General features: G+C 67.3%; 31 protein-coding genes. 22 read left to right on the forward strand and 9 right to left on the reverse strand.

All coding sequences use genetic code 11. The features are described 5' to 3' along the window. Positions 1–46: 46 nt before the first annotated feature. Entirely contained in the window at positions 47–403 is a 357-nt protein-coding gene (locus tag ACSYHF_RS10535) for an excalibur calcium-binding domain-containing protein (protein ID WP_088123868.1), read from the reverse strand. A 480-nt stretch (positions 404–883) separates the two neighbouring features. On the opposite strand from ACSYHF_RS10535, the gene ACSYHF_RS10540 reads away from it, so the two are divergent. Together ACSYHF_RS10540 and ACSYHF_RS10545 are read left to right on the forward strand one after the other, a co-directional pair. Further along, positions 884–1,885: an NUDIX hydrolase gene (locus tag ACSYHF_RS10540; protein ID WP_005416628.1), complete on the forward strand. Its 1,002-nt coding sequence runs from the start codon at positions 884–886 to the stop codon at positions 1,883–1,885. Positions 1,886–1,936: 51 nt separating this feature from the next. Then, complete coding sequence (locus ACSYHF_RS10545; protein ID WP_447575598.1) at positions 1,937–3,781, forward strand: hypothetical protein; 1,845 nt, start codon at positions 1,937–1,939, stop codon at positions 3,779–3,781. 144 nt (positions 3,782–3,925) lie between these two features. On the opposite strand, the gene ACSYHF_RS10550 is transcribed toward ACSYHF_RS10545, so the two are convergent. Further along, positions 3,926–5,500, reverse strand: coding sequence for a S15 peptidase family protein (locus ACSYHF_RS10550; protein ID WP_447575599.1), 1,575 nt, complete (start codon positions 5,498–5,500; stop codon positions 3,926–3,928). Between the two features lie 159 nt (positions 5,501–5,659). Here ACSYHF_RS10550 and ACSYHF_RS10555 point away from each other — a divergent pair, with 159 nt between their 5' ends. Then, positions 5,660–6,673, forward strand: a complete 1,014-nt coding sequence (locus ACSYHF_RS10555) for a DUF4034 domain-containing protein (RefSeq protein ID WP_065177777.1) — start codon at positions 5,660–5,662, stop codon at positions 6,671–6,673. 311 nt (positions 6,674–6,984) lie between these two features. Beyond that, positions 6,985–7,725 carry a DNA/RNA non-specific endonuclease gene (locus ACSYHF_RS10560; protein WP_065177776.1) on the forward strand — a complete coding sequence of 247 codons (741 nt, stop codon included), beginning with the start codon at positions 6,985–6,987 and terminating at the stop codon, positions 7,723–7,725. A gap of 16 nt (positions 7,726–7,741) precedes the next feature. Here the strand turns inward: ACSYHF_RS10560 and ACSYHF_RS10565 are convergent, their stop codons facing one another. Further along, complete coding sequence (locus ACSYHF_RS10565; protein ID WP_238562402.1) at positions 7,742–8,212, reverse strand: hypothetical protein; 471 nt, start codon at positions 8,210–8,212, stop codon at positions 7,742–7,744. A gap of 131 nt (positions 8,213–8,343) precedes the next feature. Here ACSYHF_RS10565 and ACSYHF_RS10570 point away from each other — a divergent pair, with 131 nt between their 5' ends. Next, a complete protein-coding gene (locus tag ACSYHF_RS10570; RefSeq protein ID WP_005416634.1) occupies positions 8,344–9,039 on the forward strand; it encodes an HAD family hydrolase in 696 nt (231 codons plus the stop codon). A 7-nt stretch (positions 9,040–9,046) separates the two neighbouring features. Here the strand turns inward: ACSYHF_RS10570 and ACSYHF_RS10575 are convergent, their stop codons facing one another. Genes ACSYHF_RS10575 through ACSYHF_RS10590 form a run of 4 tightly spaced genes read right to left on the reverse strand, consistent with a single transcriptional unit; the run spans position 9,047 to position 11,094 of the window. After that, positions 9,047–9,277: a hypothetical protein gene (locus ACSYHF_RS10575; RefSeq protein ID WP_095377556.1), complete on the reverse strand. Its 231-nt coding sequence runs from the start codon at positions 9,275–9,277 to the stop codon at positions 9,047–9,049. Next, positions 9,274–9,699 (reverse strand): VOC family protein, encoded by a 426-nt coding sequence (locus ACSYHF_RS10580; protein WP_005416636.1) that lies wholly within the window; start codon positions 9,697–9,699, stop codon positions 9,274–9,276. The genes ACSYHF_RS10575 and ACSYHF_RS10580 overlap by 4 nt, the downstream gene beginning before the upstream one ends. Before the next feature lie 10 nt (positions 9,700–9,709). Next, the gene (locus tag ACSYHF_RS10585) at positions 9,710–10,171 is read right to left on the reverse strand and encodes a helix-turn-helix domain-containing protein (RefSeq protein ID WP_065177773.1); all 462 of its coding nucleotides are present in this window, start codon (positions 10,169–10,171) and stop codon (positions 9,710–9,712) included. Further along, complete coding sequence (locus tag ACSYHF_RS10590; protein ID WP_447575600.1) at positions 10,168–11,094, reverse strand: LysR substrate-binding domain-containing protein; 927 nt, start codon at positions 11,092–11,094, stop codon at positions 10,168–10,170. Before ACSYHF_RS10590 ends, ACSYHF_RS10585 begins: the two co-directional genes overlap by 4 nt. 91 nt (positions 11,095–11,185) lie before the next feature. Between ACSYHF_RS10590 and ACSYHF_RS10595 the strand changes: the two genes are divergently transcribed. Together ACSYHF_RS10595 and ACSYHF_RS10600 are read left to right on the forward strand one after the other, a co-directional pair. Next, a complete protein-coding gene (locus ACSYHF_RS10595) occupies positions 11,186–12,226 on the forward strand; it encodes a hypothetical protein (RefSeq protein WP_447575601.1) in 1,041 nt (346 codons plus the stop codon). Beyond that, a complete protein-coding gene (locus ACSYHF_RS10600; protein WP_447575602.1) occupies positions 12,223–13,104 on the forward strand; it encodes a TolB family protein in 882 nt (293 codons plus the stop codon). Before ACSYHF_RS10595 ends, ACSYHF_RS10600 begins: the two co-directional genes overlap by 4 nt. A 7-nt stretch (positions 13,105–13,111) precedes the next feature. Here the strand turns inward: ACSYHF_RS10600 and ACSYHF_RS10605 are convergent, their stop codons facing one another. Further along, on the reverse strand, positions 13,112–14,467 hold the full coding sequence (locus ACSYHF_RS10605; RefSeq protein ID WP_447575603.1) for a sigma-54 interaction domain-containing protein: 1,356 nt from the start codon (positions 14,465–14,467) through the stop codon (positions 13,112–13,114). 397 nt (positions 14,468–14,864) lie between these two features. On the opposite strand from ACSYHF_RS10605, the gene ACSYHF_RS10610 reads away from it, so the two are divergent. The 15 genes from ACSYHF_RS10610 (at position 14,865) to ACSYHF_RS10680 (ending at position 24,634) form a co-directional block, all read left to right on the forward strand. Next, on the forward strand, positions 14,865–15,395 hold the full coding sequence (locus tag ACSYHF_RS10610; protein WP_447575604.1) for a hypothetical protein: 531 nt from the start codon (positions 14,865–14,867) through the stop codon (positions 15,393–15,395). Beyond that, a complete protein-coding gene (locus tag ACSYHF_RS10615; protein ID WP_447575605.1) occupies positions 15,392–16,009 on the forward strand; it encodes a hypothetical protein in 618 nt (205 codons plus the stop codon). Before ACSYHF_RS10610 ends, ACSYHF_RS10615 begins: the two co-directional genes overlap by 4 nt. Positions 16,010–16,052: 43 nt before the next feature. After that, entirely contained in the window at positions 16,053–17,369 is a 1,317-nt protein-coding gene (locus ACSYHF_RS10620) for an adhesin (protein WP_447575606.1), read from the forward strand. Between the two features lie 99 nt (positions 17,370–17,468). Then, on the forward strand, positions 17,469–18,173 hold the full coding sequence (locus ACSYHF_RS10625) for a C39 family peptidase (protein WP_005416645.1): 705 nt from the start codon (positions 17,469–17,471) through the stop codon (positions 18,171–18,173). 13 nt (positions 18,174–18,186) lie between these two features. After that, positions 18,187–18,936: a hypothetical protein gene (locus ACSYHF_RS10630; RefSeq protein WP_005416646.1), complete on the forward strand. Its 750-nt coding sequence runs from the start codon at positions 18,187–18,189 to the stop codon at positions 18,934–18,936. Between the two features lie 49 nt (positions 18,937–18,985). Next, entirely contained in the window at positions 18,986–20,278 is a 1,293-nt protein-coding gene (locus ACSYHF_RS10635) for a transporter (RefSeq protein ID WP_005416647.1), read from the forward strand. A gap of 300 nt (positions 20,279–20,578) precedes the next feature. Then, positions 20,579–20,869, forward strand: a complete 291-nt coding sequence (locus tag ACSYHF_RS10640) for a RebB family R body protein (protein WP_005416648.1) — start codon at positions 20,579–20,581, stop codon at positions 20,867–20,869. A 43-nt stretch (positions 20,870–20,912) separates the two neighbouring features. Then, the gene (locus ACSYHF_RS10645) at positions 20,913–21,182 is read left to right on the forward strand and encodes a RebB family R body protein (RefSeq protein WP_005416649.1); all 270 of its coding nucleotides are present in this window, start codon (positions 20,913–20,915) and stop codon (positions 21,180–21,182) included. Between the two features lie 26 nt (positions 21,183–21,208). Next, positions 21,209–21,475, forward strand: a complete 267-nt coding sequence (locus tag ACSYHF_RS10650) for a RebB family R body protein (RefSeq protein WP_005416650.1) — start codon at positions 21,209–21,211, stop codon at positions 21,473–21,475. Between the two features lie 60 nt (positions 21,476–21,535). After that, a complete protein-coding gene (locus tag ACSYHF_RS10655) occupies positions 21,536–21,808 on the forward strand; it encodes a RebB family R body protein (RefSeq protein WP_005416651.1) in 273 nt (90 codons plus the stop codon). Positions 21,809–21,878: 70 nt separating this feature from the next. Then, on the forward strand, positions 21,879–22,115 hold the full coding sequence (locus ACSYHF_RS10660) for a RebB family R body protein (RefSeq protein WP_005416652.1): 237 nt from the start codon (positions 21,879–21,881) through the stop codon (positions 22,113–22,115). Further along, positions 22,112–22,696 carry a RebB family R body protein gene (locus ACSYHF_RS10665; protein WP_111128124.1) on the forward strand — a complete coding sequence of 195 codons (585 nt, stop codon included), beginning with the start codon at positions 22,112–22,114 and terminating at the stop codon, positions 22,694–22,696. The genes ACSYHF_RS10660 and ACSYHF_RS10665 overlap by 4 nt, the downstream gene beginning before the upstream one ends. 47 nt (positions 22,697–22,743) lie before the next feature. Then, on the forward strand, positions 22,744–23,091 hold the full coding sequence (locus tag ACSYHF_RS10670) for a hypothetical protein (protein WP_005416654.1): 348 nt from the start codon (positions 22,744–22,746) through the stop codon (positions 23,089–23,091). Positions 23,092–23,111: 20 nt separating this feature from the next. Further along, complete coding sequence (locus ACSYHF_RS10675) at positions 23,112–24,191, forward strand: hypothetical protein (protein ID WP_111128125.1); 1,080 nt, start codon at positions 23,112–23,114, stop codon at positions 24,189–24,191. Between the two features lie 29 nt (positions 24,192–24,220). Next, entirely contained in the window at positions 24,221–24,634 is a 414-nt protein-coding gene (locus ACSYHF_RS10680) for a hypothetical protein (protein WP_447575607.1), read from the forward strand. Positions 24,635–24,693: 59 nt separating this feature from the next. Here ACSYHF_RS10680 and ACSYHF_RS10685 read toward each other — a convergent pair whose 3' ends face one another. Continuing rightward, positions 24,694–26,187 (reverse strand): AraC family transcriptional regulator, encoded by a 1,494-nt coding sequence (locus tag ACSYHF_RS10685; protein ID WP_032954184.1) that lies wholly within the window; start codon positions 26,185–26,187, stop codon positions 24,694–24,696. Between the last annotated feature and the right edge of the window lie 186 nt (positions 26,188–26,373).

Consider the following 26,373-nt stretch of genomic DNA (forward strand, 5'->3'; position numbering starts at 1 on the left):
CCGACGAACGCGGGGAAACGGGAGTTGAAGCCAGGCAGGCCATGCCCTACCTGCGGCCCCGATAGGGTTCGCAGCCCACGCCGTCATTGTCACGATCGAGGTGCGGGCCATACCCCGGATCACCACGCCGTACCGGCGCCGCCCCGGCGGCGCGGGCCTCCGCGCAGTTGGCAAACACCCGGGAACTGCGCGCGGGGGCGGGGGCGAAACTGCTGCGCGGAGTGTCGACGTATCGAGGGGCGGTTGGAGCGCCTCGATGGCAGTGATACTCACCCGTTTTCCGGTTGGTGTGGCACCCCTGCTTGTCGAGCCCGCCCGGATGCGCGAGCGCATTGGCGGACAGTGCCAGTGCGAGCATGCCGGATGCAGTCAATACGCTGGAAACGCGGCGTCGGGTGTCCATGCCTTCCCCCTGTCAGGCAATCCTGCCAAGGGGAAGGCTAGCATGGTGTCTCGACCGCCAGGTTTGACGCTGCAGCGGCTGCCACTCAACGCAGGTAGTCCTTCAGGAACAGCCAGGTGATCAGCGTCGGCAAGATCAACAAGAAGAAGCTGCGGCGCCTGCACGACCCGGAGGCAGGCGCCGGCAGTCGCTGATCCCTGAGCGGCCACGGGCTCTGCGCCAACGCGGGGAAATCAATGCACCCGCGCTCCTGTTCCGTCGGTTCCGCCGCATACATCGTGGCTGGCGCCGATCCTCCCTCGCCCCTCGCTCCTACAGTGGATTCGCGGCGACGCACGGCCTGCACCCCCGATGGCAACGCCGCCGCCCCCACTTTTCGAGCCCACAGGAGCGAGACATGGCATGCCTTTCCCGGACTATCGCTGACACAGCGGCAATGCGCCCAGCCCCCTCCACGCAGGTTGAACGGGGGGGTGCTCCATGAACCAGGTCTACGTCGCAGTCTGGGATGGAGCCCACTATCTGGTCGTCCGCAAACGGGTGCTCAACAGCTGGTGGGGCAGCAATTCCGTTGTCGTACTTTCTGCCGAGGCGATGGCCGCTGTGCTGGCCATCCGCAACGCGTCCGGCGGTGGCACAGAGCAGGACTGGGATCTGGTGAAGAAGCTGCTTTCCGGCGCCTGGCGCGCCGCAGGGTCAGTCGCCTACCGCGGCGAACGCACGCTGCCCCGCACCATGGACGCACTGGACCGGGCGCTTGAAAGCGCCGAACGCACGCATCCGCAAACCGATGACATCGCCATGGAGACGCTGGCCGCTCTGCAGAGCCTGTTCCGCGAGGACGCAAGAACCCCTCCCACGTTCAGCGCTGCGCGTGCAACCTTGCGGGAGCTCTCCATCGCGTTGCCGCCGCCCACCCGGGGTGCGCCGAACTGGGCCGCTGCGTTGATACTGGCACAACGCCTGGTGGCGGAAGTCGGAGCGTGGTCGGATGCCCTGCCCCCGGCGCTGGTGAACCAGGCGGGCCAATGGGCCCTGCCCGGCGGCGGCCGCCTGAACAACGAACGCAAAGAGCGCGCCGCGCGCCGCGAGTTCGAGGAGGAGCTCGGCATCTGGCTTGGGCAGGGACGCGCCGCATGCGATCTGCGTGCCCGGCTGTTTCCGGATGGGGGAGGCAGCTTCTCCCTGGTTCGCTTCCGCACCACGGCCGAGGAGCTTCTGCGGATGGCGCAGGAGGCCGAGAACAACGTCCAGGCCAGTGCCAGCAGCCCTGCGCGCCCCCAGTCCTGCCTGGTGACCGACTGGGAAGTGGCGAGCATCGGACGGGTGCCGGTGGCCAATCTGCGCAATGTCCTCGGGGCACGTGTGGAGGTTCCGGGCGAAGGAACACTGGAGGTTGACGAGGCCCTGGCCGGCGCCAGGCCCGGTGGCCAGGAGATCGACTGGTACCGGGAGATCGCCGCTCTGCTGTCACCCGCCTGAGCCTCCAGCGCGCACCCGTGTGATCCCCTGCAACCCTAGCGAGGCCCCTCCATGAAAGAAAGCACGCCCGAACGCGAGGCCCGGCGCCACATCAGCAAGCAGCTCACCGCGCAGATCAACAACGCGCAGGTGTATCCCGACGTCCGCTCGGTCGTGGTGAAGGCCCTGGCCGACATCAAGGACCAGCTGCGCAGCCTGTCCAGCAAGATACGGCGGGATTACAACCTGAAACCCGGTGAGCCGTTGATGTTCTTCTACGTCAAGGGCGGCAATGCGCTGGACGCACTGCTTGAACGCCCGGCAGACCCGCCGCCGACGCTGTTCGATTTCGGCCGGTCCGACTGGGACACGCAGGTGGTGATCAACCCCTGGATCCCGATCCCGGCACAGGACGCCCTGCACGGCGGTGTTGAAGACATCGTGATCGACGTGATGCAGGGTGCCGGCCTCAACATCGCGCTGGAGATCAGCGTCTTCCCACCCAACCAGAATCCGCTGGCCGGCCAGGTGGTGGATCTTGCATCGGTGGACATCCATGTGCCGCCCGGCCAGCAGTGCCTGGTGACATGTGACAACCCGCAGACGTTCCGGAAGGTGTACGAACGTGACCGCGCGGGCCTGCATCTGTTCACCAGCGAGCCATTGAAGGGCATCGGCACGTCCGCGCCGGTAACAAGCCCGTCCGTGCTGCCCCCTCCGCAGCCACCGTTGCCGCAGCCCGTGCAGCCGCCGCCTGTCCCTCCGCCGCCACCCGGCATCATCCTCAACGACGGCATCAAACCGTTCGTGCTGTATCGCATGGGCTATACCTGGCACGCGCGATGGGTGAAGGATCCGAAGGCGCCTGCCGGCGATGACCCGGTGACGCCGCGGCCGATCCTGATGGAACTGATCGATGTCACCACGCCGCGCCGCGATACCGTGGAGGCCGTGACAGTGTGGTCGGACAGCATCCGCAACCACCTGGTGATTGCCGAGGATGCCGGTTCTGAAGAGCGCTGGCGGCTGCCCCTGCCCAGCATGGAGTACCACCTGTGGGAAGGCCTGACCATGCTGTGCGAGATCGCTGCCTATCCCGGCTGGCCAGGCGCGGACAAGCTGCAGAAACGTCGCCGCAACGTGCAGCGCATCCACGACTGGTACCGCGACCAGCAGGGCGACCTGGCGACGTTCGGCCGGGTGATCGATGGCATCGCGGCGGCGCCGGTGTTCGCCGATGACACGGACTGCATGCAGCAGGTCGATGCCTGCATGCGTATGGTCAAGGCGCGCATGCAGGCGTCAGCCTCGGGATTCGATCACGGCGCGCTGTCGGCCACCCACGCGCAGCGTCTGGCGCACGGGCGGCAATGGGGCGTGCAACGGGTCGCAGCGCTGCTGCAACGCCTGGGTGCACCTGCCGCTTCGTGCGGCTACAGCGACGATCTCGCCTTGATCGGGACACTGGCACAGAACCCGTACCTGGATGTCACCCAGGTGCCGATCTCCGGCGTCGACTGCGCGATGATCATCCGCACCGACCCTGCAACGCTGCGCAAGGCGACGGCGGCCAACTGCTTCCTTGCGCTTGCCCAGGATCTCGGCGCGCACATGACCATCGAGGATTCCCTGCACTCGACCGTACGCGCCACAGGTGTCAGCTACGAGCGGACGCTGGTGATCTTCGATGCGCCGCATTCGCCGTCGGCGCGCGTGGCCAAGGCAATCCTGACGTTGACCACTGCAGGCCCGATCGATTGCCCATTCCACGACAGCCCCCATGGTTCCGGACAGGCCATCGCACCGTTGCTGGACATGGACAACCAGCGCAAGGTGGCGGCCTCGCTCATCCAGGGTTTCGTGCAACGGGCGAACCTGTCCAGGCAGCACGAGATGATCCGAGTGTTGCTGCCGTAGGGGGAGTGAGCCGCGCCCCCCCTGCCCTGCACCTGGATCGCATCAATCGCGCACACTCCGCCGCAGCACAGGTGCGGAGCAACTGATCCACCGGGAAACGCCTTCGCCCGGCATGGCGTCGAGCGAAGGCCGTGTGGCTTTGAATCAATGCAGCGGCACCTTCAGCACCGAAGGCGCGTTGGCCGGCGAGCTGAAGGTCACCGCCCCCCCCAGCTGGCTGATGCCCGCATAGCGCAGGTCCACGGTATCGACCACCAGGGTCAGCCGGCTGCCGGTCGGGAGGTTCCAGCTGCTGGCTTCCAGGCGAAGATCGATGGTTCTCGGCTGGCCGGGCGTGGCACCGCGCAGGGTGTACGGCTTGTGGCTGATCAGCTGGCCGTTGCCCAGCATATCCTCGGCATACAGGTAGGCATACAGCGTGGTGTTGGCGCGAGTGGGCGTCACCGTCAACCGCACTTCCGGTGCGCCATCCAGGCGGCGTGCACTCCAGTAGATCGGGCCCTGCCAGACGCCTGCGGCGTTGCGGCCAACGAATGGTACATAGGCACCGGGCGGCAGGTTGAACATCTGCAGCGCGCCGGACGCCATCACCACGCCGGAGTTGGCGGCAGTCAGCAGGCCGCTGCCGATCCGGTAGTTCCAACCGGTGCCGCCACCGCTCTCGGCCAGCCCTCCGGTGGGCAGCAGAAGCCCGGTCGGCGCGGTCAGCCCGTAGCTTACGGCGCCGGTAGAGGTGGCCTGCCAGTCCGGATAACGGCTCCAGCTGCCCTTCTGCGACTTCAACTGCACCGCCGGCTGGCGATCGATGCCATTGGCGACGCCCTTGAGGTAGTGGTCGAACCAGTCGCCCACCGTGGCATAGACCTCATTGGGAATGCCGAGCGCACCGAAGGCTTCGTTGAGGGCGTGGTCGCCATGGCGCAGCTGCAACTGCTTGGGTCCCTTCAGGCGGGTGAAGAAGTCGACCAGCTGGCCCGGCGGAAACAGGCTGTCGTTGAAGGCGTTGGCGAGGAATACCGCGGGTTGGTTGGCATTGATCTCATCAAGGCTGCTGGCCGGGCTGCGCTGTGCCGCCACCGGCAGCAGCGAGTCCACCGCCCCCTGGTAGTTGCCGACCAGCACATTGCCGTTGATGGTGACCAGCTCCGCCCCGGGGCGGCCAGTGGCCAGGCCGGCTGCCACCAGCAGGGCAATACCTTGCGCGCTGGGCGTGTCATGGCTGTAGAGCGACGCCTGCAGGTCGGCCCAGCCGCTCAACGCGGCAACGGCCTTGATGCGCGGGTCGCGTGCTGCCGCCAGCAGGCTGGTGCCGGCCCCATAGGAGATGCCCGATACACCGATTCGTGAGGGGTCGGCACGGGTGTTGTCCAGCGCCCAGTCAATCAGTGCACTGACGTCCTCGACCGTGGCCGGCCCGGCGATGTCGATGCTGCCGCCCGACTCCCAGAAGCCGCGCGAGCTGTAGCTGATGACCACATAGCCGCGCTGCGCCAGCGACTGTGCCACGCCCACGTACTCCACGCTGGGCACTGCCCAGCTGCTGGGCATCACCAGCAGCGGATAGCGGCCACTGCCGGCCTCTTGGGGTTCGATGACGAAGGCCCCGAGGGGCGTGCCATCCCAGCTGGGGATGGTGCGATGGGTGGTCTTGACCGTGGCCGCCAGGGCCGCGGGCGCCAGCCCGGTCAGCAGGATCAACAGCAGCAAAAGCTTGCGCATCGTCGTCTCTCCCCGTCGGTGGTGGTGCAACGGGTCGGACCGTACCAGTGCGAATGGTGGCTGGCACCTTGCGACGCAACATGCCGCAAAGCGCGCCTTGCTATGCTTCGAGGCACTGCGGGCCCTCCGCAGTCTCCCATCAAAGCAAGGACGCCCCCGATGCACAGGATGCTCGTCGCAGGCACGCTCTCCAGCGTTGCCTGCCTGTTCGCCCCTTCAGTGTTGGCAGAAGATGCCCCCGAACCCGCCAACGACTGCGCGGACATTGCGCGGCTGATGGCCAACGACGACTTTGCGGCACTCGACGCGATGGCCGCGCGTTTCCGCAAGGGCGAGCTCAACGCCGCCGGCCAATCCCGGCTCGGCCGTTTCTACATCTGCATGTCGCGTGCAATCGGCACGTCGCGGCAGGAGGTTCAAGCCTGGAACGACTGGTCTGCGTGGGCGGCGCGCTGGGTTCAGCACGCGCCGAAGTCTGCGGCGGCCCACCTGATCACTGCACGGATTCCACTCAACCTGGCCTGGAGCTACCGCGGCAACGGATACGCCAACACCGTCAACGACGAAGACTGGGCACAGTTCCATGAGTACAACGCGGTTTCGCGGGCCTACCTGCAATCGCATGAGGATGTTGCCGGCGGCGACCCGTTCTGGCACGAGATGAACGTGCTGATCGCGCTGCGCGAAAGCGCGGATGACGACGAAATGCTGGCGCTCGTTGATCGAGCAGCGAAGGCCTTCCCCGACTACGAACCACTGCACCTCATTGCCATGGAGTACTTCACGCCGGCCTGGGGCGGCAGCGCGCAGAAGATGGAAGCCTTCGCGCGGCACTCGATGGCCAGCGCACCAAAGAAGAAGCGGGCCATGCGCTACGCACGGCTGTACTGGTCGGCCACCGAGTATTCGCCCGATCACTTCCGCGCGGCGAAGCCCGATTGGCCGCTGATGCGCCAGGGACTGGACGAAATCGCCCAGCAGTACCCGACCATCGACAACCTGGAATCGATCGTCCGCTATGCCTGCCTGGCACGCGACAGCGACGCACTGGTCCGCTGGAACCGTTTGTGGTTGAGCCGCAGCGGTTTCGACGAGGCGGCCATTGCGAGCTCGACCGAGCAAAGCAAGGCCGCATGCCTGGCGCCGGACGAAGAACAGGAAGCATTCCTGTAGCGCCCGCCGCCGCAGGCCCTGGCGCGCAGCTGGCAGGCCTGCCAGGCGCCTAGCACGCGCGCGTGTCATCCACGCGCCGCGTGATCTGACATATCACCAGTGCTTGCGCATGATCACAGCTTCGCCCTTTCGTCATTGACCACAAGGCGCCAGCTTGTGACGCTTATGACACCGCAGGGCTGATGGCCCAACAACGCGGCCAGGCTCCACCGCAATCCGCAGCATCCGTCTCCGCAGCATCTCCGCATGTCCTCGCCCCGGCCAGGTCGTGACGGGCGGCTGCGCCCTGAATCTTCTGCTGGAGAATCGAAATGCGCCTTGCAGGCTTTGTCTTTGCCATCGTACTCAGTGCTTTTGCCGGTGCTGCACAGGCCCAGGTGGTCACCCTCAACAAGGGCGGCTTCGTGCTGACCTACGACTGCAGCATCCACAGCGCCACCCGCTACGAGTACACGCTTACCGCCGATACCGGTTCGGCCGCACGGCCGTCCAGCTTCTACAAGGACCCGGACCTGCCGGCCGGCTGCCTGGGCCAGACCAGCACCGCGTCCTACGCCAGCATCAGATCCGGCTATGACCGTGGCCATCTGGTCACGTCCAACCACATGGACTACGACGCGACCTACATCCGTCGCGCCAACTACATGACCAACATCGTGCCGCAGGTGTCCAGCTTCAACCAGGGCATCTGGGTGAAGGCCGAAAACGTGGCCGAGTGCTACCGCGACATCGCACCGGTGGACGTCTACGGTGGTGTGGTCTACGGCGACGCCGCCAACGATTACTTCCTCGCCAGCCATGGCATCCCGACCCCGGAGTTCTTCTGGAAGACGATCATCACCCGTGACCCGAACACCGGAACCGCCAAGGCGATCAGCTGGATCATTCCCAACGAGGCCAACCTCGGCAGCCTGGACAACTACCTGGTGACGATTGCCGATCTGGAGGAGCTGCTGGGCGCCAGCTATGTGGCGATCAACGCACCGGCCTCGCTGAAAAGCATGCTGCCGGCCACCACCTGGCCACAGCCTGCAGGGTGTGACCTGGGCTGATCGGCAGGCGGAGGAATCACGATGCCTGCACGCGCAGCCATCGTGACGCCAGCACTCTGGCAACCAGGAACTGCACTGCGGCGCCGACGACGGTGGCAACGACAAGCCCGCGCCCTGTCGTTGGCGCCCCGCCGGACAGCATTCGCATCAGGTAGGCCATGCTGGCCAGGATGATCAGCAGCGTCGTGGCAAGCAGGATCAGCGACGCCACCATCCTGCACGCCGTCGATGCGGGTTCTGGCGACGGCGCGCTGGCCCACAGGCCGGCAAACGTAGCCAGTGCGCAAGACCCCAGCAGGACCAGGCTGGCAATCTGCAACTGCGCGGCGCCGTCGGCGACGGGCATGATGAACTTGCCTGGCGAGAATCCCGCAGGCAGCAGCAACACCAGGACGGGGAGCAGGCAGCTGCCGGCCAGCGTCACCGCGCCGGCGATGCCGGCACTGATGAGGCGATGGTGCCGGGCCTGGGATCGCACTCGGTTCAAGGGGTATTCCCGTGCAGGCGCTGGGTGAGGTGGCCCGGCAGTCTAGCGTTCCTGTGGCCAGCGTGCCCTGCCCGTCCCGCTATGGGAAAATGGCGGGCGCTTCGCCCTTTTGGCTGTTCCCGGAGTAGTAGATGTCCCGTTTCCCCTTCGATGCCGTGCTGTTCGACTGCGACGGCGTACTGGTCGATTCCGAGCCGCTGGTGGCCCGCGTGCTCTCGGAAATGCTGACCGCACGCGGCTGGCCGCTGACCCCGGCGCAGGCCGGCGAGGTCTTCCTGGGCCAATCCGTGGCCCATCTGGCCGGGCTGATCGCAGAGCGCACCGGCAAGCCGTTCACCGAGGAATGGCTGGAGGAGTTCCGCCAGCAGCGCAACCGGGCGCTGGAACGGGATCTGGAGCCGATCCGGGGGGCGCCCGAGGCCGTGCGTGCGATCGCCGCAGCGACCGGTGGCCGCATTGCCTGCGCGTCCGGTGCCGACCTGATCAAGGTGAAACTGCAGCTGGGCAAGGTCGGCATCCTCGATGCCTTCGGCGACCACGTCTACAGCGGCCAGGACATGCCGAACACCAAGCCGCACCCGGACGTCTACCTGGCGGCCGCTGCCGCGCTGGGTGTGGATCCGAAGCGCTGCGCGGTCATTGAAGACACCGTGACCGGCGCGACCGCCGGCGTGGCGGCGGGTGCCACCGTGTTTGGCTTCAGCGAGGGCGGCCCGCACCACAGCACGCCGGAGGCCCTGCGCGCTGCGGGTGCGAAGGTGATCTTCCAGCGCATGGACCAGCTGCCGGCATTGCTGGCGGCCTACGCCGCCGACGCTGCCGCCTGAGGCGGCCTCAGCCTGCAGCGCCCAGCGTGGCGCTGCGGCGTTTCCCGGTGTAATGGAGCACGAACAGGTACAGGCCAGTGAACAGCTGCAGGAACAATGGCGGCAGCGGCGAATAGGTGATCCACGCTGCCGGCTCGCCCTGCCCCAGCCCGCGAGCGGCGAAATTGGCGATCACCGCCAGGGTGAAGACGATCGAGGTCCAGCGATGCACGTGCCGCGCCCAGCCACCCCGGCTCATTGACGGCGCCTCGCTTCGGATCGGGCTTCGATCATCTTCCAGCCATTGCCGGACGGGTCACGGAATCCGGCATCGATGGCGCCATAGCGTTCGACCGGCTCCTGGGTGAACTCGACGCCCCGTGCCAGCCATTGCGTATAGCGCGCCCGACAGTCATCGACGGCCAGCACCAGCGGCGGCATTGCGCCTTTCGCCACCAGCTGCTGCAGTGCCTGCGCGGTGGCCGCGTCGTGGGTGGGCGGGCCCGGAACGAACAGCCCCAGCTGGAATCCGTCCTGGCCGGGGCTGCGTACCGTCAGCCAACGGTAGCTGCCATTGCGCACATCGGTGTGCACTTCGAAACCGAGCATGCCGACGTAGAACGCGAGCGCTTCATCCTGGTCGCGCACATACAGGCCGACCGTGTTCACAGTGTTTGTCATGGGACCTCCCTCACGTGGGATCCACGTTAGCAACCGCCGCGCGCCGGCGCTTCTCCAAAACTGCCATGTTCAGGTCCGGTCGCTGCGCGGCACGTGCGTGGCACTCCGGCACGCAGGCCGGCGTCGCCTGGCCGGCCCGCTCACGCTCGCGCACGTTGCCCGGGCTGTCGCCGGTGATGTCACGGAAGATGCGGCCGAAGGTGCCCAGGCTGCTCCAGCCGGTCTGCGCGGCGATCTCGGTGACCGGCAGGTCGGTGTCACGCAACATCGCCACGGCCCGTTCGATGCGGCGGCTCAGCAGGTAGCGGTGCGGCGGCAGCCCGAATGCCTGCTTGAACGAACGCGCGAAATGCGCCGCGGATACGGCACTCACTTCGGCCAGGCGGGCCACCGGCCAGTCCTCGTGGCTGGCATGGTCCATCCGGTCCTTGGCACGCAGCAGGCGTCGCAGCAGTTCGGGGCTCTGGTTCATGCCGCCACCGTGCGCGCCAGATGATGTCGCGCCGCATGCCTGGCCTGCGCGGCCTGCTCGCCCAGCCAGTCACCGAACGCAATGACCTTGGCGCACCGGCTGCGCGCCGTCGGTGCGACGAACCAGAAACCCCGCCCGTCGCTGGCCACACCGGGATGTGCCTGCACCAGGCGCCCGCTGTCCAGTTCGGCCTGGAACAGGATTGGCGAAGCAATGGCGATGCCCTGCCCGGCAATGGCCGCGCCGACGTCCAGATGCTCTACCGCAAAGGGGCTGACCGGGCTCTCCTCGGCCGGCGGCGGAACCGCGCCATGTGCGGAAAACCACAGTGCCCACCAGTCGGGCCTGCCGAGCAGCGGAACCTCCAAGGCCCGGCGCCCGAGCCCGTCTGCCGCCGGCAGCAGCGCTGGCGCGCACAACGGGGTGAAAATGCTGGGGAACAGGGGCGTGGCCTGCAGCCCGGGCCACTCGCCATGCCCATTGCGGATGGCAGCATCAAAATGCCCGGCGGCCAGGTCCTGCGGCTCTGCCGACAGGTCCAGTTCCAGCACGATGCTCCGATGGCGGCCGCGGAAACTGCCCAGCCGCGGTGTCAACCAGCTGGTGCCCAGCGTGGGTAGCACGGACAGGCGCAGTCGCGCCGCATCCATGTCTGCGGCGCGCATGAAACTGGCACGAAGCGCGTCGAAGGCCCGGGTGGCCTCCTGCGCGACGCTGGCACCCGCTGCCGTCAGTTCCACATGCTGTGCGTGGCGCAGGAACAGGCAGGTGCCGGTCTGGGCCTCCAGCCGGCGCACGTGGTAACTCACCGATGCCGCACTGGTGTCGAGCTCCTCGGCAGCACGGGCGAAACTGCCCAGCCGCGCCGCCGCTTCGAAGGCGCGGATGGCGACAAGCGATGGAAGCTGGCGTTGGGTCACCATAAGTGTGGCTTAGCCTGAGCCCCGATATCTGCGTGGTCAATCCCCCTCGCACCCGCAACGATGGAGGCAATTCCGGCAAGGGGTCACGCACATGGATCGACGGCAGTTCCTGGCCACCTTGGCCGCGGCGGCAGCCTCAAGCGCCCTGCCCTCGGGGCGGCCCCTGGCCAGCCACAGCGAAGACTGGAAATGGTTACAGGGCAACTGGCGGGTCCGGCACCAACGGCTGAAGGAGCGCCTGCTGGGTGATACCCGCTGGGAAGCCTTCAGCGGCGCCAGCGCGGTCTGGCTCACCCTGGGCGGACTCGGCACCATCGATGACAACGTCATGGCGCTGCCTTCGGGTCCCTACAGGGGCCTGGGCGTGCGTGCGTTTGATCCGGTGTCTTCCACGTGGTCGATCTGGTGGATCGATGGACGCAACCCTGCCCATATCGAAGCGCCCGTGCGCGGCGTCTTCGAAGGCGATGGCGGCAGCTTCCGTGGTCGTGATCACTTCAAGGGACGCCCCATCGACGTCTGGTTCCGCTGGCATGACATCCATGGCGAGGAGCCCTGGTGGGAGCAGGCGTTCTCCGACGATGCCGGCGCGCACTGGGAAGTGAACTGGCGCAACTGGTTCCGCCGCACTGCGGCAGCCCCCTCTCCGCTTCCGAAGCTGCCGGATGCACCGCGCGATTTCGATTTCCTGGTGGGCCATTGGAACGTGCGCCATCGTCGCCTGCGCGCTCGGCTGGCAGGCAGTGATGCGTGGGACGCGTTCAACGGCACCCTGCACAACTGGCCGGTACTGGGAGGATTCGGCAACGTGGGCGACAACCTGATGGACGTGCCGGGAGCACCACTGCGCGGCATGGGTATGCGCGCCTGGAGTGCGGCTGAGCGGCACTGGCTGAGCTGGTGGCTGGATGGCCGGGAGCCGACCCGGATCGGCGCGCCGCTGCGCGGTGGTTTCGAGGCCGGCGTCGGGCGCTTCTTCGGCGATGACCAGCACGACGGACGGGCGATCCAGACGCGGGTGATCTGGTCACGCATTACCCCGCGCTCGGCGCGCTGGGAACAGGCGGCTTCGACCGATGGGGGACGCAGTTGGGAAACCAACTGGGTCAGCGACTTCGAGCGGCAGGCATGAAAGCGCTGCTGGCCGTGATGCTGCTGGTTGCTGCGTCGCCCCCCGCGACTCCCTCAAGGGTGCTGCAGATCGTCGGCCCCGCCGAACGCTTTGCGCCGGGCGTTGCATCCACGCAGTACGACGAGATTCGACTGACCTTGAGCCCGGACGGAAACACCGCACTGTGGTTCAGCCGCAACCGTCCCGGCGGTCCGGGCGGGTATGACATCTGGGTCTCCCGCCACGATGGGCAGCGCTGGCGGCCGGCGACGCCGGTCTCGTTCAACACGGCTGGGCGCGACTTCGATCCCGCCTTTTCTGCCGATGGCCGCACGGTGTATTTCTGTTCGGATCGAGCAGGCGGCCAGGGCGGCGACGATCTGTACCGGGTCAGCATTGGACGCGACGGTCGATTCGGCGAACCGGAGAATCTGGGCCCCGCGGTGAACAGTGCGGCCGACGAGTTCGCACCGATGCTCTCCCCGGACGGTCGTACGCTGTTGTTCTCCAGCGATCGCGCGGGCGGTGCCGGCGGCCATGACCTCTACAGCGCCACGATGATCGGCGGCGTGGCGCAGCTGGCGCGGCCGCTGGTCGGTGGCATCAATACCGCCGCGCAGGAGTTCGATGCCACTTTCCTCGGCGACGGCCGAACGGTGGTGTTTGCCCGCGCCCTGGACTTCGGCAGTGCACCGGTGCGCCAGTTCATTGGCTACGAGCGTGGAGGCCGTTATGACGCGGGCCATGCATTGCCCTCCCCGGTGAACGAAGCCTTCGGCGACAGCTACGGTGCGATGCTGGATGGCTCGCAACCTGACACTTTGACCTATTCGGCGCGGCGCGCAGACGGTGCGGGGTTGGACCTGTACCGCATCCGCTACCGTTCGGGCGAACCATGATCCGCGCTCAGCGCTGCGCCGGCAGTTCCAGCCGATGCTTGCGGCACAGCCGGTACACGGTCACCCGCGAGATCTGCATCTGCCGTGCGCACTCGGAGACGTTGTAGCCGGTCTGGCGCAGGGTCTGCAGCAGCACATCGCGCTCGGCCTGGCCGCGGGCATCCTGCAGCATCGCGCCCGGCGGCGCATGCTCGGCCCCACCCAGTTCAAGGTCACGCTCGCTGATCAGCTCGCCTTCGGCCATGATCGCCGCCCGCTGCACCCGGTTGAGCAGTTCACGCACGTTGCCGGGCCAACCGAAGCGTCGCATCGCCTGCAGCGCGGCGGGCGCAAAGCCACGTGCACGCACGCTGTGGCGCAGGCGGAAGCAGCGCAGGAAATGCTCGGCCAGCAGCTGCACATCGGCGCCACGCTCGCGCAAGGGCGGCATCAGCAGGCGCAGCACATTGAGCCGATAGTAGAGATCGCTGCGGAACCGCCCCTGCGCCACCGCGTGCTCCAGTTCGACGTGGGTGGCCGCGAGTACGCGCACGTCGGCCCGCAGCGGCTGGCTGCTGCCGACGCGCTCGAAGGTGCCTTCCTGCAGCACGCGCAGCAGGCTGGTCTGCGCCTCCGCCGGCAGGTCGCCCACCTCATCGAGGAACACGGTGCCGCCGTGTGCGGCTTCGAATACGCCTATCTGGCGCTTGTCGGCGCCGGTGAACGAGCCGCGCTCGTGACCAAACAGCTCCGACTGCACCAGGCTGGCCGGAATGGCACCGCAGTTGACCGCGATGAACGGCTTGCCCGCACGGCCGGACAACGCATGCAGCGCGTGAGCCGCCAACTCCTTTCCGGTACCGGTTTCGCCGGTGACCAGCACCGGCAGTTCGACCGGCGCGAACTTGTGCAGCACGGTGCGCACCGCATGCAACGCTGGACTCTCGCCGATCAGTGCGCGTGGTCCCTGGCCGCCGCATACCTCGCTGGCAGAAGGATCATCCGCGTCGAACTGCTGGCGCATCGCCGCCACCAGGTCCTGCAGGCCGAAAGGCAGCGTGAACCGCGAGATGCAACGCTGCAGCAAGGGCAGCCACGCTGCAGGCGTGGGCCCTGCGCCGGGTGGCAGCACCGCAAGCCAGGGCAGATGCACGTGCTGTTCGATCCATGGCGCCAGCAACTGCAGCGCGGGCGTATCCAGATGGCGAAGATCCAGCACAGCGAGCAGCCGATCACGCCCGCGCAGCCCGATCGCCATCGCCGGGTCGGGATGGATGCGGCGCACGTACCAGCCTGCGGCCGCCAGCGCGCTGCGCTCGTTCGCCAGCGGCTCGCCGAACCAGAGCACGCAACGTGATGTAGAAGCCTCCGGGACCGCCGCCATGCTTCCCCCAGCATCCGGACACCGTCGGCGGACTGTCAGGCAATCACCGGCGTGCCGCCCTCCGCCGGGACCCTCTACGGCCACCGCAGCGGCCTTTGATGGGCGGATCCTAGCGCTGCGCTAAACGGCGGCGCAATGAGCGCCGCGTCAAGAGACCACCGGCTGAAGCGGCATCGTTGCAGTCCGCGACGGCACCTGTAACACCCGTGTGACAGTCGGGCGCCCGCCTTGCCCTGCGGCGCTTGGTACAGCGCAATCCCAACATTTCTCCGACGCCGCTGTAACAGCGCGGCAGCAGCACCCCACGCCTGCCAGCGCCTGGCGCCAGGGCGGCCAAGCCTTGCAGGGTTGGCACGGTTGATGCGTGGTTCCGCCGCACCCACCACGGGAGATCGGCATGGACGGCATCACCCCCATTCGCGGCCTGCTGGCAACGCTGGCCATGGCCCTGCTGTCGGTTGGCGCGAGCGCCTCTGCCTCCGGTGCACGCCAGGGCGTGAAGGCTCAACCGGGCGAAATCGTCCTGTTGCGTGATGTGTCCGCACGCCCGGCCTATCGCATGGCGCCGCCCGGCATGGCGCTGATCGCCGACCCGAAACCCCAGCGCGAGATCGCAGCGGCCCTCGGTGCGGGTGCCCCGGCAAACGGGATGGACGAGCTGAGCGATGAGGACTACGCAGGCATGGGGGCGGGTCAGGCAGCCACGGCCACCGCACCCGCAGGCACCACGGTCGAACGCGTGACGCAGCAGGCATTGGGCGGTACGCTCGGCCGCCACGGTGACGGCATGGTCGGCAGCAGTCTGGGGAGCGCCATGAGCGGGCCGCTCGGTGCGGTCGGAAACAGTACCCGCAGCATCGGCGATACCGTGCGCGGCGCAATCGGCCAGTTCCCGCTGCAGGGCATGGCCCCGGCGGGTGGCAAGTGAGGCGGGCGCACTGGCTGCTGCTGATCCTGCCTGCCACGCCGTTGATCGCGCAGGCCGATGACTACAGCGGCATGCTCGCCTACCTCGACGTTGCCCGCATCGACGGCCGTGCACTGGCCGGCGCGAACGGCGCCATCGCGGTCAACCAGGCGGCCGGCGACCTCAATATGCAGGCCAACCTGCGCGGCATCGCCACGGGCGAACATGCCGAAGTCTCGATCGGCAACCGACAACTGCGCGGTGGCAACCGCGTGCTGGGTGCACCGATGCACGCCACTGCCGTCATCGATGGCAAGGCGCTGGCCGGTGCCAGCGGCATCGCATCCATCAACCAGGCCAGCGGCATCGCCAACACGACGCTCAACGTCGTCAGCGCGACGCTGGCCCGACAGGGCATACGCGAAACCGACGATACGGCGTTGGCCGCCGAAGGTTCCGTGTTGGCAGGGGGGCGGGACGACGCCGGTCGCGGCGTTGCGACGGGCACCCGCAGCGCCGGTGTCACCAGCACGGCGCTGCGGGGATTCGACGGGGTCCTGCAACTCAATCAGATCGCGGGCAGCGGCAATGACACGGCCAATGTACTCGGCCTGGTCGTGCAGGACCGCCCGTGACAACCACCCAACCGATGCACCACCCGATGAGAGAGAGGGCACCATGAAAGCGACCGTCAAACGGACCATGCTCGCCATGGCGATTGCCACTGCCTCGACCGCCGCTGCGGCCAATGGCTGGGACAACCAGAACGCCAACGCGAACATCAACCACACCCACACCGTCAGCGAAACCCGCAACGAGACGCACAACCATACCGACAACGACGTGCGCAACCGCACCGTCAACGTCAATGTGCAGAAGCACAGCACCATCCAGGCCGACGAACGCAAGGAAAAGAACAACCACGGCGTCGACGTGAACCTGGAGAAGGACCTGCGACTGAGCACCGACATCAATTTCTCCGGCGACCCGAACATCACCGGCGACATCGACCTCGACTCGGCGGCCATCGCCGTGATCGACAACCGCCAGTCGATCAGCAACAACGCCACCAGCAACAGCCTGGTCACCAACAGTGCCTCCATCGGTGACAGCGTGGGCGCAGGTGCCTCCGGCAACCTGGGCTTCAACGTGGTATCGGGCGACAACAACGCCCAGGACAATGCCGCCTCGTTGTCCGCCGCCGACGCGTCCTTCAGCTTCGGCATGGCCGACGCCGAGGTGTTCGTCAACCAGGCCGGCTTCGGCAACGCCACCATGAACTCCGGCGTCACCAATGCCGCGGGTCTCAGTGGCAATGCCTTCGGCGGTGCGTCCGGCAACATCGGCGTGAACATCGCCTCGGGCAACAACAACGAGCAGAAGAATGCGCTCGCCGCCTCGGTCGCGACCACCGCAGTGGCGCAGTCGAGCATCAGCTCCAACCAGGTCTCCACCGGCAACACGGTCAGCAACGCCGGCTTCGTGCAGTCCTACACCGATACCGTGCAGGTCGGCATGCGTGGCGGCGTCAGCGGCCTGACACTGGCCTATGGCGCGGGAACCTACCGCGGCACCGGCAACGCCTACCAGATGGCCAACTACTACCTGGATACGTGGAGTGGCGAGCTGCCGCACCCGGGTGGCAACAGCACCGGCCATATCGATCTGGACAACCAGATCCAGAACGCCACGATGAACCCCAACCGGCCGGGGGTGGGTGGCCTGGGCTTCGATACGCGTGAGAGTGGCACCAGCCAGTTCGTCGAACTGGGCGTGGCCGACCTGTATGCCAGCCTCAGCGGCACGGTCAGCACCACGCGCTGGGTGAACGTCAACGCGACCAACACCTCGGCCTTGTCGGGCAGCGCCTTCTCCGGCGCCTCCGGCAACATCGGCGTGAACGTGGCCGCGGGCACCGGCAACCTGCAGGCCAACAGCCTGGCCCTGGCAGTCGCCCAGCCCAGCACCGGCAGCGGTGGTGGCAGCGGCGAGTAAGCGCAACACCCCGGCCGTCCGCCAATGGCCGGGTTCCCGGGAGCTCCTGTTCCTCCTCCCCCTTGGGACAGGGGCTCCCCCTTGCTGCCGGAGAATGCGATGTTCGGCCACCGTCTCTCGATACGCCTGCTGGCCTGCCTGCTGTTGCTGGGCGGCGCGTCCGCGCGGGCGGGCGACGTCGGCTTCGCCGGCGTACTGCCCAATGGCGCGCTGCTGCAGCAGAAGGTGGAGAGCATGCAGGAACGGCGCTACCGCAACGTGGTACGCCAGCACACCGATTACAGCTGCGGAGCGGCCGCACTGGCGACCATCCTGCGCCATGCCTACCACCTGGACACCGACGAGGCGACGGTGATCGAAGGGATGATGGGGGTGTCCGACCCGGCGCTGGTGGCCGAGCGCGGTTTTTCACTGCTCGACATCAAGCGCTATGTGGAATCGCTGGGCATGCGTGGGCGCGGCTATCGCATCGATGAGGCACGCCTGCGCACGCTTCGCGTTCCCGGTCTTGTGCTGATGGACGTGCGCGGATTCCGCCACTTCGTGGTGCTCAAGCAGGTACGCGACGGCGTGGTCGAGGTGGCTGATCCCATCCTTGGCAACCGCAGCCTGGCGCTGCCTGAATTCCTCGCTGCCTGGCCATCGCGTGCCGTATTCGTGGTGATCGGCAGTGATTTCGATCGCAACACAGTCCTGCTGCAACCCAGCGAACGACCCAGTGCCCGCGCGCTCTACGCGCGACAGGGGCCGATCACCGATGCCGAACTGGTCGACTTCGGCTTCAGCCACGCCGACCTGTTCTGAAGGAGGCTCCGCCATGTTCCGCCACCGACTGTTGATGGCCCTGCTGCTGGCCTGCCCCGCCCTGCCCCTGCAGGCAGCGGACGCGGCGCCCGGGCGTGGCCTGAAGGAAATTCCGGATCCCGAACTGAACCTGATGCGCGGCCGCTACACCGTAGGTGGCAATACCGTGGCCTGGTTCGGAGTGACGATGGTCTCGCAGTGGCAGGCCAGCAACGGAAGCGTGCTGCAGGGTGCGTTGACCCTGGGCATGGACTTCCGCGGCGGCGGCAGCCCGAAATTGAGCTTCCAGCCCAGCGTGCACGTGACCGCCGCAGATGCGCCGCTGCCTGACACGCAGGGTCGCCACATCGACAGCAGTGGCCTGGCCAACGCCAGCGGCCTGGTGCAGAGCGTGCAGGTGGCCGGCGATGGCAACGTCGCCCGCAATGCGACCACGCTGGTGGTGCGCAACGGCACGGTGCCGGCCCGTTCGTATGACGGTGCCCATTCGCTCAGTGCGCAGGGTGCAGGCGTCTCGGCCTCCGCGGTGCTGGACGGCAACCAGGCACGCCTGCAGTTGCAGGTGGATGGCCAGGGCCTGGTCCAGCAATGGATACGCAACGGCAGCGTCGGCCAGGGCATCGCCCTGAACGGTGACGGCCAGATGGCCAGCAACCAGCTGCGGCTGGAGCTGGTGCGGGATACCGCGGGCGGCAACCTGCCGTTGAGCCAGAACGTGGCCCAGGCGATTGCGATGAACCGCGGCATGGGGCCGGGCCGGTAGCACCACGGCACGGCGTTGGGGGAAGCGTTGCACAACGCAGGACACGAACATGCACACCCTGATGAGGATCACACCGTTGGCGCTGGCGGGGCTGGCGGGCACCGCCTTCGCCGCGCCACCCGCGGCGGACGATGGCGCCGACGTGCAGGCACTGGCCAACCAGCTGGAGCAGCTCAAATCCAACTATGCGCAGGAAGTGCGGCGGCTGCGCGAACTGGACATGCAGGTGCAGGCCATGCAGGCGCGGCTGAGTGGGAAGGTTGGCCCGATGGCCCTGTCTACGGCTACGGCAGTCGAGCGTGGCGCGACTCTACAGACTTCGTCGGGTGGCGAAGGCTACGCCAGTACCGCCGCCGAGGCACAGCAGGCGAAGCAGGAATCGCGGCGCAGCGTGGATGATGTGAAACAACAGCAGTCGGCGCTGTTCTCGCGCCGCTTCACCGTCGAGAACAGCCTCACCTACGCCCGCTACGACCGCAAGCAGCTCACCCTCAATGGTTTCCTGGCGCTGGACGCGATCTTCCTCGGCAACATCGCCATCGAGAACGTTGAATCCGATTCGCTTACCTACAACCTGGCCGCACGTTGGGGTGTCAGCCCGAACCTGACGCTCAACCTGGACGTGCCTTACCTGGCGCGGCGCACCGTCTACCAGAAGGGCGGCGCCGGCGGTGCGGCGGCCGCGATCGCGCAGGAAGAAACCAATGGCAACGGGCTGGGCGATATCGGCCTGAGTGCGAATTACCGCTTGTTCGGCGAACGCGGCTGGCGCCCGGAGACCGTTCTCACTGCCGGCGTGACCGCCCCTACCGGGCGCGCACCTTACGGTCTGGACTGGAAGGTGATCGAGCGAGACGACGATGACTACATCCGCTTCGCCGTACCCAGGGAACAGCCCACCGGCAATGGCGTGTGGCAGGCCAATGTGGGCCTGTCGATGGTCAAGACCGCCGATCCGGCGATCCTGTTCGCCAACGTCGGCTATGTGCATTCGTTCCCGCGTGGTTTCAGCGACATCGACAGCAACCCCGACACGGTCAACCCGGGTGACGTGAAGCTCGGCGGCGCGGTCTACTTCGGCGCTGGCGTGGCCTTTGCGTTCAACGAGCGCACCAGTCTCAGCCTGTCCTTCAGCGACCGCATCAGCGCCCGCGCTTCCACCCGTTTCCAAGGCGGGAAGTGGATGAAAGTGATCGGCAGCGACGCCAACGCGGCATCACTGAATCTGGGCGTGACCTACGCGCTCAACCAGCACACCACACTGGTGACCCTGCTGGGCATCGGGCTGACCCCGGATGCACCGGACTTCACGCTGGCGTTCAAGATCCCTTACATGCTCTGAGCGGCCGGACCCGGCGACGACGTGGCCACGGCCCGTCGCCGCCGGATCGCGCTACCCACGCGCAGCCTCTGTGTGTGCCCCAGGGCAACCCGCAAGCGCTGGCGACGACGGCGATGATCATCAGTTCCGCCGCATTCACGCCGCACCTTCACGGTGATCCCCCCGCATTCTCCGTCGATTCCGCCAATCCGGCGGCGACGCCATTTCCTACTCTGGCCCCACGGTGAGGCCCAGGCCGCTGCAGGCGACGCACCGTGACACTGGATACCACGCACTTCCACCCTTTCGCAGGAGCAGGACATGGCATTTCCAACCGCGGTAAACGACCAGATCACTGATTCGGTCACCCAGGCCAACACCAAGGTGCTGGGCGATGCGCCCGCCGTGGCAGTGGGCAATCTGTACCAGGCCACCGCACAGGCGCTGGCCAATGCCGCCCACAACGCCACCAACGCGCAGCAGCAGTCCTACGTCACCGCGCAGTCGGCCACCACCATGGGCGTGGCCACCCTGTACTCGATCGATACCGCCACCACAGCGGTGGCGAGCAAGGAAATCCTCAGCACCCGCGTTCGCGGCCTGGGTTCCTGACCTGTCGTTCCGTAGCTGATCCGCCAACCTCAAGGAGATCGACATGGCATTCCCGACCGCTGTAAACGACCAGATCACCGATTCGGTCACCCAGGCCAACACCAAAGTGCTGGGCGACGCGCCCGCCGTCGCCATGGGCAATCTGTACCAGGCCACCGCACAGGCCCTGGCCAACGCCGCCCACAACGCCACCAATGCGCAGCAGCAGTCCTATGTGACGGCGCAGGCGGCCACCACCATGGGTGTGGCCACGCTGTATTCGATCGACACCGCCACCACAGGCGTGGCCACCAAGCAGATCCTCGGCGCGTGATGCGCCGGCAGGCAAGGAGCTGAGCCATGGCATTTCCCACGGCCGTCAACGACCAGATCACCGACTCGGTCAGCCAGGCCAACCTGCAGACGCTGGGCGTGGCGCCTGCCACGGCAATGGGCACGCTGTACCAGGCCACCGCGCAGGCACTGGCCAATGCCGCCCACAACGCGACGCTCGCCCAGCAGCAGATGTATGTCACGGCGCAGGCCGCGACCACGATGGGCGTCGCGCTGCTCTACGCCGTCGATACCGGCGCCACCGGCGCCGCCACCCGGAAGATTCTCGGCTGATTCCATTGAGTGCCGGCAATCTCCGTTCCTGTAGTGCTGTCCACCCTAGGAGCTTCCACCATGGCATTTCCCACCGCCGTCAACAGCCAGATCACCGATTCGGTCTCGCAGGTCAACACCAAGGTGCTTGGTGATGCGCCGGCTATCGCAATGGGCAACCTGTTCGTGGCCACCAGCCAGGCGCTGTCCAACGCCGCGCACAACGCCACCAACAACCAGCAGCAGTCCTACGTGACCATGCAGGCGTCGACCACCCAGGGGGTGTCCACGCTGTATGCGATCGATACCGCCTCCAACGGCGTGGCCACCCGCGAAATCCTGGGTCTGCGCTGACGTGTCGGCCCGGCGTGACGCCAACCACCGCGCCCCCGCTCAGGGCGGCGTCACGCCGGGCCCCTGATCGATGGCCGCATCGCCCGCCACCGGCTACCTGCTGGCCGCCACCAGCGCCGGATCCGGTGTGGCGATCGCCCTCGCCCCCTCGTTCGCGATGTCCGCCACCTACCTGGCGATGGCCGACAGCCTCGGCCTGGCAATGCAGAACGCGGTGGCCAACCAGCAACGCGGCCAGGTGACCGCCGGCGCAAGCCTGGCCCAGGTCCTGGCCCTGATCATCCAGAAGGGAGCCGTTCCGTCATGAGCAGTGAGAACACCGTCAACAGCCAGATCGTCGACAGCGTCAGTGCCGCCTCGACCCTGCTGGTGGCCCAGGGGCCGGCGCAGTCCTTCAGCATGCTGGACATGGTGATGCTGGAGACGCTGGGCACCGCCATGCACAACGCTGTCGCACGCCAGCAGGGTGCCGGCATGGTCAGCAACGCAGCGGTCACCGCGACCTGCGCGAAGATGATCAATGCCCCCTGGCCGGTGCCACCGCCTGCTCCGGAACCCCCTCCGCCGCCACCGCCGCAGGTCATCCCCCTGCCCGGCCCGGTGCCGGCGCCCCCTTCGCCTGCGGCCGTGATCGCCGCGGCCACCGCAGAAGGAAAGACCGCCATCGGCGTCCTGCAGGCACAGACCCACGGTGCCACTGCCGACGCTGCGGCCGCCACCAGCAGCCTGCATGCACTCCAAACGCTTGCAGGCAATGCGGCAGCGCCTGCGCCCGGTCCTGCGCCCGACGCCGCGTCCGGTCCGGATCCGGACGCAGGTCCCGCCCAGGATCCCGCGCCAGATTCTCCTTCTTCTTCCCCGGCAGCCGACGCTGACGCCGGGGCCTGACACCCTGCAGGCCGCCTGCGGCCCCACCCGCCCATCAAGGAGCCCGTATGGACCCGAGCAACGTCAACGCCCAGGTCATCGATGTGATCAACCAGGTGCAGACGGCCACCATGTCCGCATCCGTGGTGAAGACCAGTGGCGCCGGCAAGGCCTACCAGTCGGTGGCCCAGTCTGCGGCGATCGCCGTGCAGGATGCCGCCGACGCCCTGCGCAATGTCTCAACCATCGCGACCACCGCGGCCGGCGTGGCCATGGCCCAGTACCTGGCGACGGGGGACGAAAAGTATGCAAGGGTGCTCACGCAGGCGCAGAACATGATGCAGGGGGCCACCGACGACTTCAATCGCGTCGGCAATGCCGCTGCGACCGTCCTAAAGGAATTTCCGGCCCAGTGAGGCCACCAGGAGAGCCACGCATGAGCGTTTTCATTGCCGGTCGTTCCATCCCCCAGGCCAATCAGATCAGCCAACCCTGCAGGCATGTCCTTCAGTTCATCGACGGTGGCGAGCAATGGCTGAAGTGGGCCATGGAATCGCATGAGCACCGTTACGCTTTCTCCGACGAGGGCACGATGCTCGATGGGGTGCAGCAGGGTCTGCACGGTTCGCGCATGACATGGTTGCCACGCCTCGGGTTGCAGGTCGGCCCGATCAAGCTGCTCAGCCTTGGCGCCAGCGACCTCGGTGCCCTGCGCAACATGGAGTTTGACGAAGAAACACGCCTGTCGCACAACGAGGCGCAGCGGGTACTGGACAAACACCAGCTGCTGACCAACACCGACCTCGGGGCCTCGCGCGCGTTCCTGGCGGCGATCGGTGCGGCCGCTGCTCCCCTGCTGCAGCAACTGGATTTTCGTGAGTCGCTGGCGCTCCACCAACTGGCCGGTGAGGTAGGCATGCCTGCCACAGGGCGCGATGACCTGGCCGACGCTGCCCACTTCGCGCTGCTGCACGCGCGCAGGCCCATCGAGTTTGCCGACTACTTCCGTTTCTACCAGCGGGTGAGCGCAGGTGGCGGCAGTCGCGAGCATCGGCTGGCGCGTGCCACCCGCGCGTTGCAGCAGGTGCTGCCGATCCTGTTCGGCTTCCTGGACGGGCCGCAACTGCCACAGTTGCCGTCGCCAGAGCAGGTGCGTGAGGCGATCGACGCAAGCCTGGCCGCGAACCGGCAGATCGGCTACGCCCGCATCTCGCTGGCCGCCCAGCAGATGGCAGCCTGCTTCGACAACGATCCCGACCTGCTGCAGGATGACAGCCGGCTGCGCGAGGCCGTGCGGTGGCAGCTGCGCGATGCGCAGGAATTCCTCAACGAACATCCGGTTTCCCGCGGCCGCCTCGGCCAGGATGGTGCCAGCGTGCAGTTCCCGATCGATGGCTCCAGAGCGCAGGCGCTGGTGCAGGTGGAGGACAATGTGATCACCCTGCAGGACTACCGCCGAACCGGCGGCTACCTGGGCGATGAAGGGACGCTGGATTACCGGGCGGACGCGGTGTGAACCCGGCTCCGGCGCCAGGTGGCGATGGCGTGCAGGCAGCAACGGAGGCGCTCGCGTCGGCAGCCGGCGCGGCCGTTGCTGCCGGACGCCTGGCGGCCCGGCAACAGGCGCAGAAGATCCTGGCCGATGCCCAGGCGGCATTGCGCCACATCCTGGGGGAACGCAGCGACGGTGTTCCCCCCTCATCCCCAGCAGGAGCACCGACGATGACCTTCCCGACCCCGCTTCCCGGCAAGCCCACTCCCGCCCATCCGGCGGGCAAAACCCCGATGCAGATCGCCCAGGAGCTGGCGGACGCCGCGATGGCCGCCAGTGAAGACGGCATCCGCGCCGCGATGGAGGTGTCGCAACGCGCGGTCGACGCTGCCGCCGACGCGGCACGGCGCGCCGACGAAGCCGCCGAGCAGGCCGTGCAGCGCGCCGCAGAAGCAAACGCACGTTAACGCTGGATCTGCCACCCCAGCGCCCCGGGCAGGCCCGCGCCTGCACCGGGGCGTTGCTTTTACTGGTGCGGGGTTCGCCGGTAGCTGCGCGGGCTGACCCCTACCGCGCGCCGGAAGCTCTTCTCGAAGTGGCTCAGGTCACCGAAGCCGACCTGCAGCGCGACATCGGTAATGCGCAGGCGCTGCCCATCCCGCAGCAGCTGCTTGGCATGCTCGATGCGAAGTTGCTGCAGCAGCAGCTTGAACGTCGTGCCCAGCTCGCTGCGGAACAGGAATCCCAGGTGCGACTGGCTCACATGGGCCTGGCGAGCGAGGTCGCCCAGGGTGAGCGGCTCCGCAGCATGGTCCTTCAGATAGGCCAGCGCACGTTTCAGGCCGTCGTGCAGGCCCTCATGCGCTGCCCGCACCGTATCCGGCTGCACGGGCTCAGGAGCGACGATCTCCTCAAGCGTGGGCAGCCGTTGCGGCGCGCACCCGGCACCGCTGGCGACGTGGCCTGCTGCCAGATCCGGCGCGTGGCGTGCAAGATCCTCGCGGCGGATGCATCGGCCACCGGTCATCACCGCCAGCCGTACCACCACCCGCTCCATTTCCAATAGATTGCCGGGCCAGTCATGCGCGCACAGGGCTTCCAGCACATCGTCGCCCAGCACGTGGGGATTGAATCCATGCAGCTCAAGCGAACGCGCCGCCAGCGCACCGATGTCCTCCACCCGTTCGCGCAGCGGTGGAATATCCACTGTCAGGAACTCCAGCCCTGCCAGCAGGGCGCGCGAGAACTGCCTCTCTCTCACCCGTTGTTCCAGGTCCGCGCTGGTCGAAGCGATCACCCGTATCGGGCCGGCCGCCAGCGCTTCAGCATGGGCAGCAGGCAGCCCACGCATGCGATGTGACAGCTGGCCCTGCAGCGGCACCGGCAGTTCGTCGACTTCGTGGAAGTACAGCGTCCCGCCCTGTGCGCGCGCGAACCAGTCGCTGGCTTCGCCCTGCGGGTGGACACAGTTCACTTCGACGAACGGGCCCTGCCTGCAAGGGCCGCCACTGTGCAGGGCAGCGGCCAGCTCCATCTTCTCGGTACCGAACTCGCCGCGCAGCAGGACCGGGAGCGGGCTGGCCGCCGCGCGCTCGACGAATTCATCCATCTGTTTCAACGCCTCGCCAGCGCCGACCAGCAGCAGCGGCCGGCTAAGCGCCTGTTCGGCCCAGTCCTTTGCCTCGTAGCGCTTGATCAGGTGCGCGCAGCGCTGGGCAAACTGCTCCCCCAGCGCCAGCGCACTGCCGTCCAGCCGCCCCCCCTCACTTTCCAGGTGCAGTTCACCCAACAGCTCGCCGCCATAGCGGATGGGAACCCGCTGCAAGCAAACCTCTTCCGCATTCCCGGACGCCGCCGGCAACCCCGCTGCCGCCCCTGCCACCGCACCACGCAACCGCACTTGACCACCACGCATCACCTTGTGCCGGGACAGCTCCTTCACGAACGCGCCCAGCAGGTCGGGCAATGACGGATAGGGCCGATAAGCGCGCTGCAGCATCTCACTGACTTGCCTGTGCATCGAAACTCCCCTTTGGAATGGCGACCCGATGCATCTGCAACGGGCGATCTCGCGATGCAGGCCCTCCGGCATCATCGCGGGATGCTGCGACGTCCACGCCGCATGCCGTGCCCGCTGGTCGAACCGCTGTTGCCGTGCACGCTTTCCGCTCCCGCGGTGCCGGGAACTGCCATCGCTGCTGGAGGT

Source organism: Stenotrophomonas maltophilia group sp. P373, assembly GCF_053295075.1.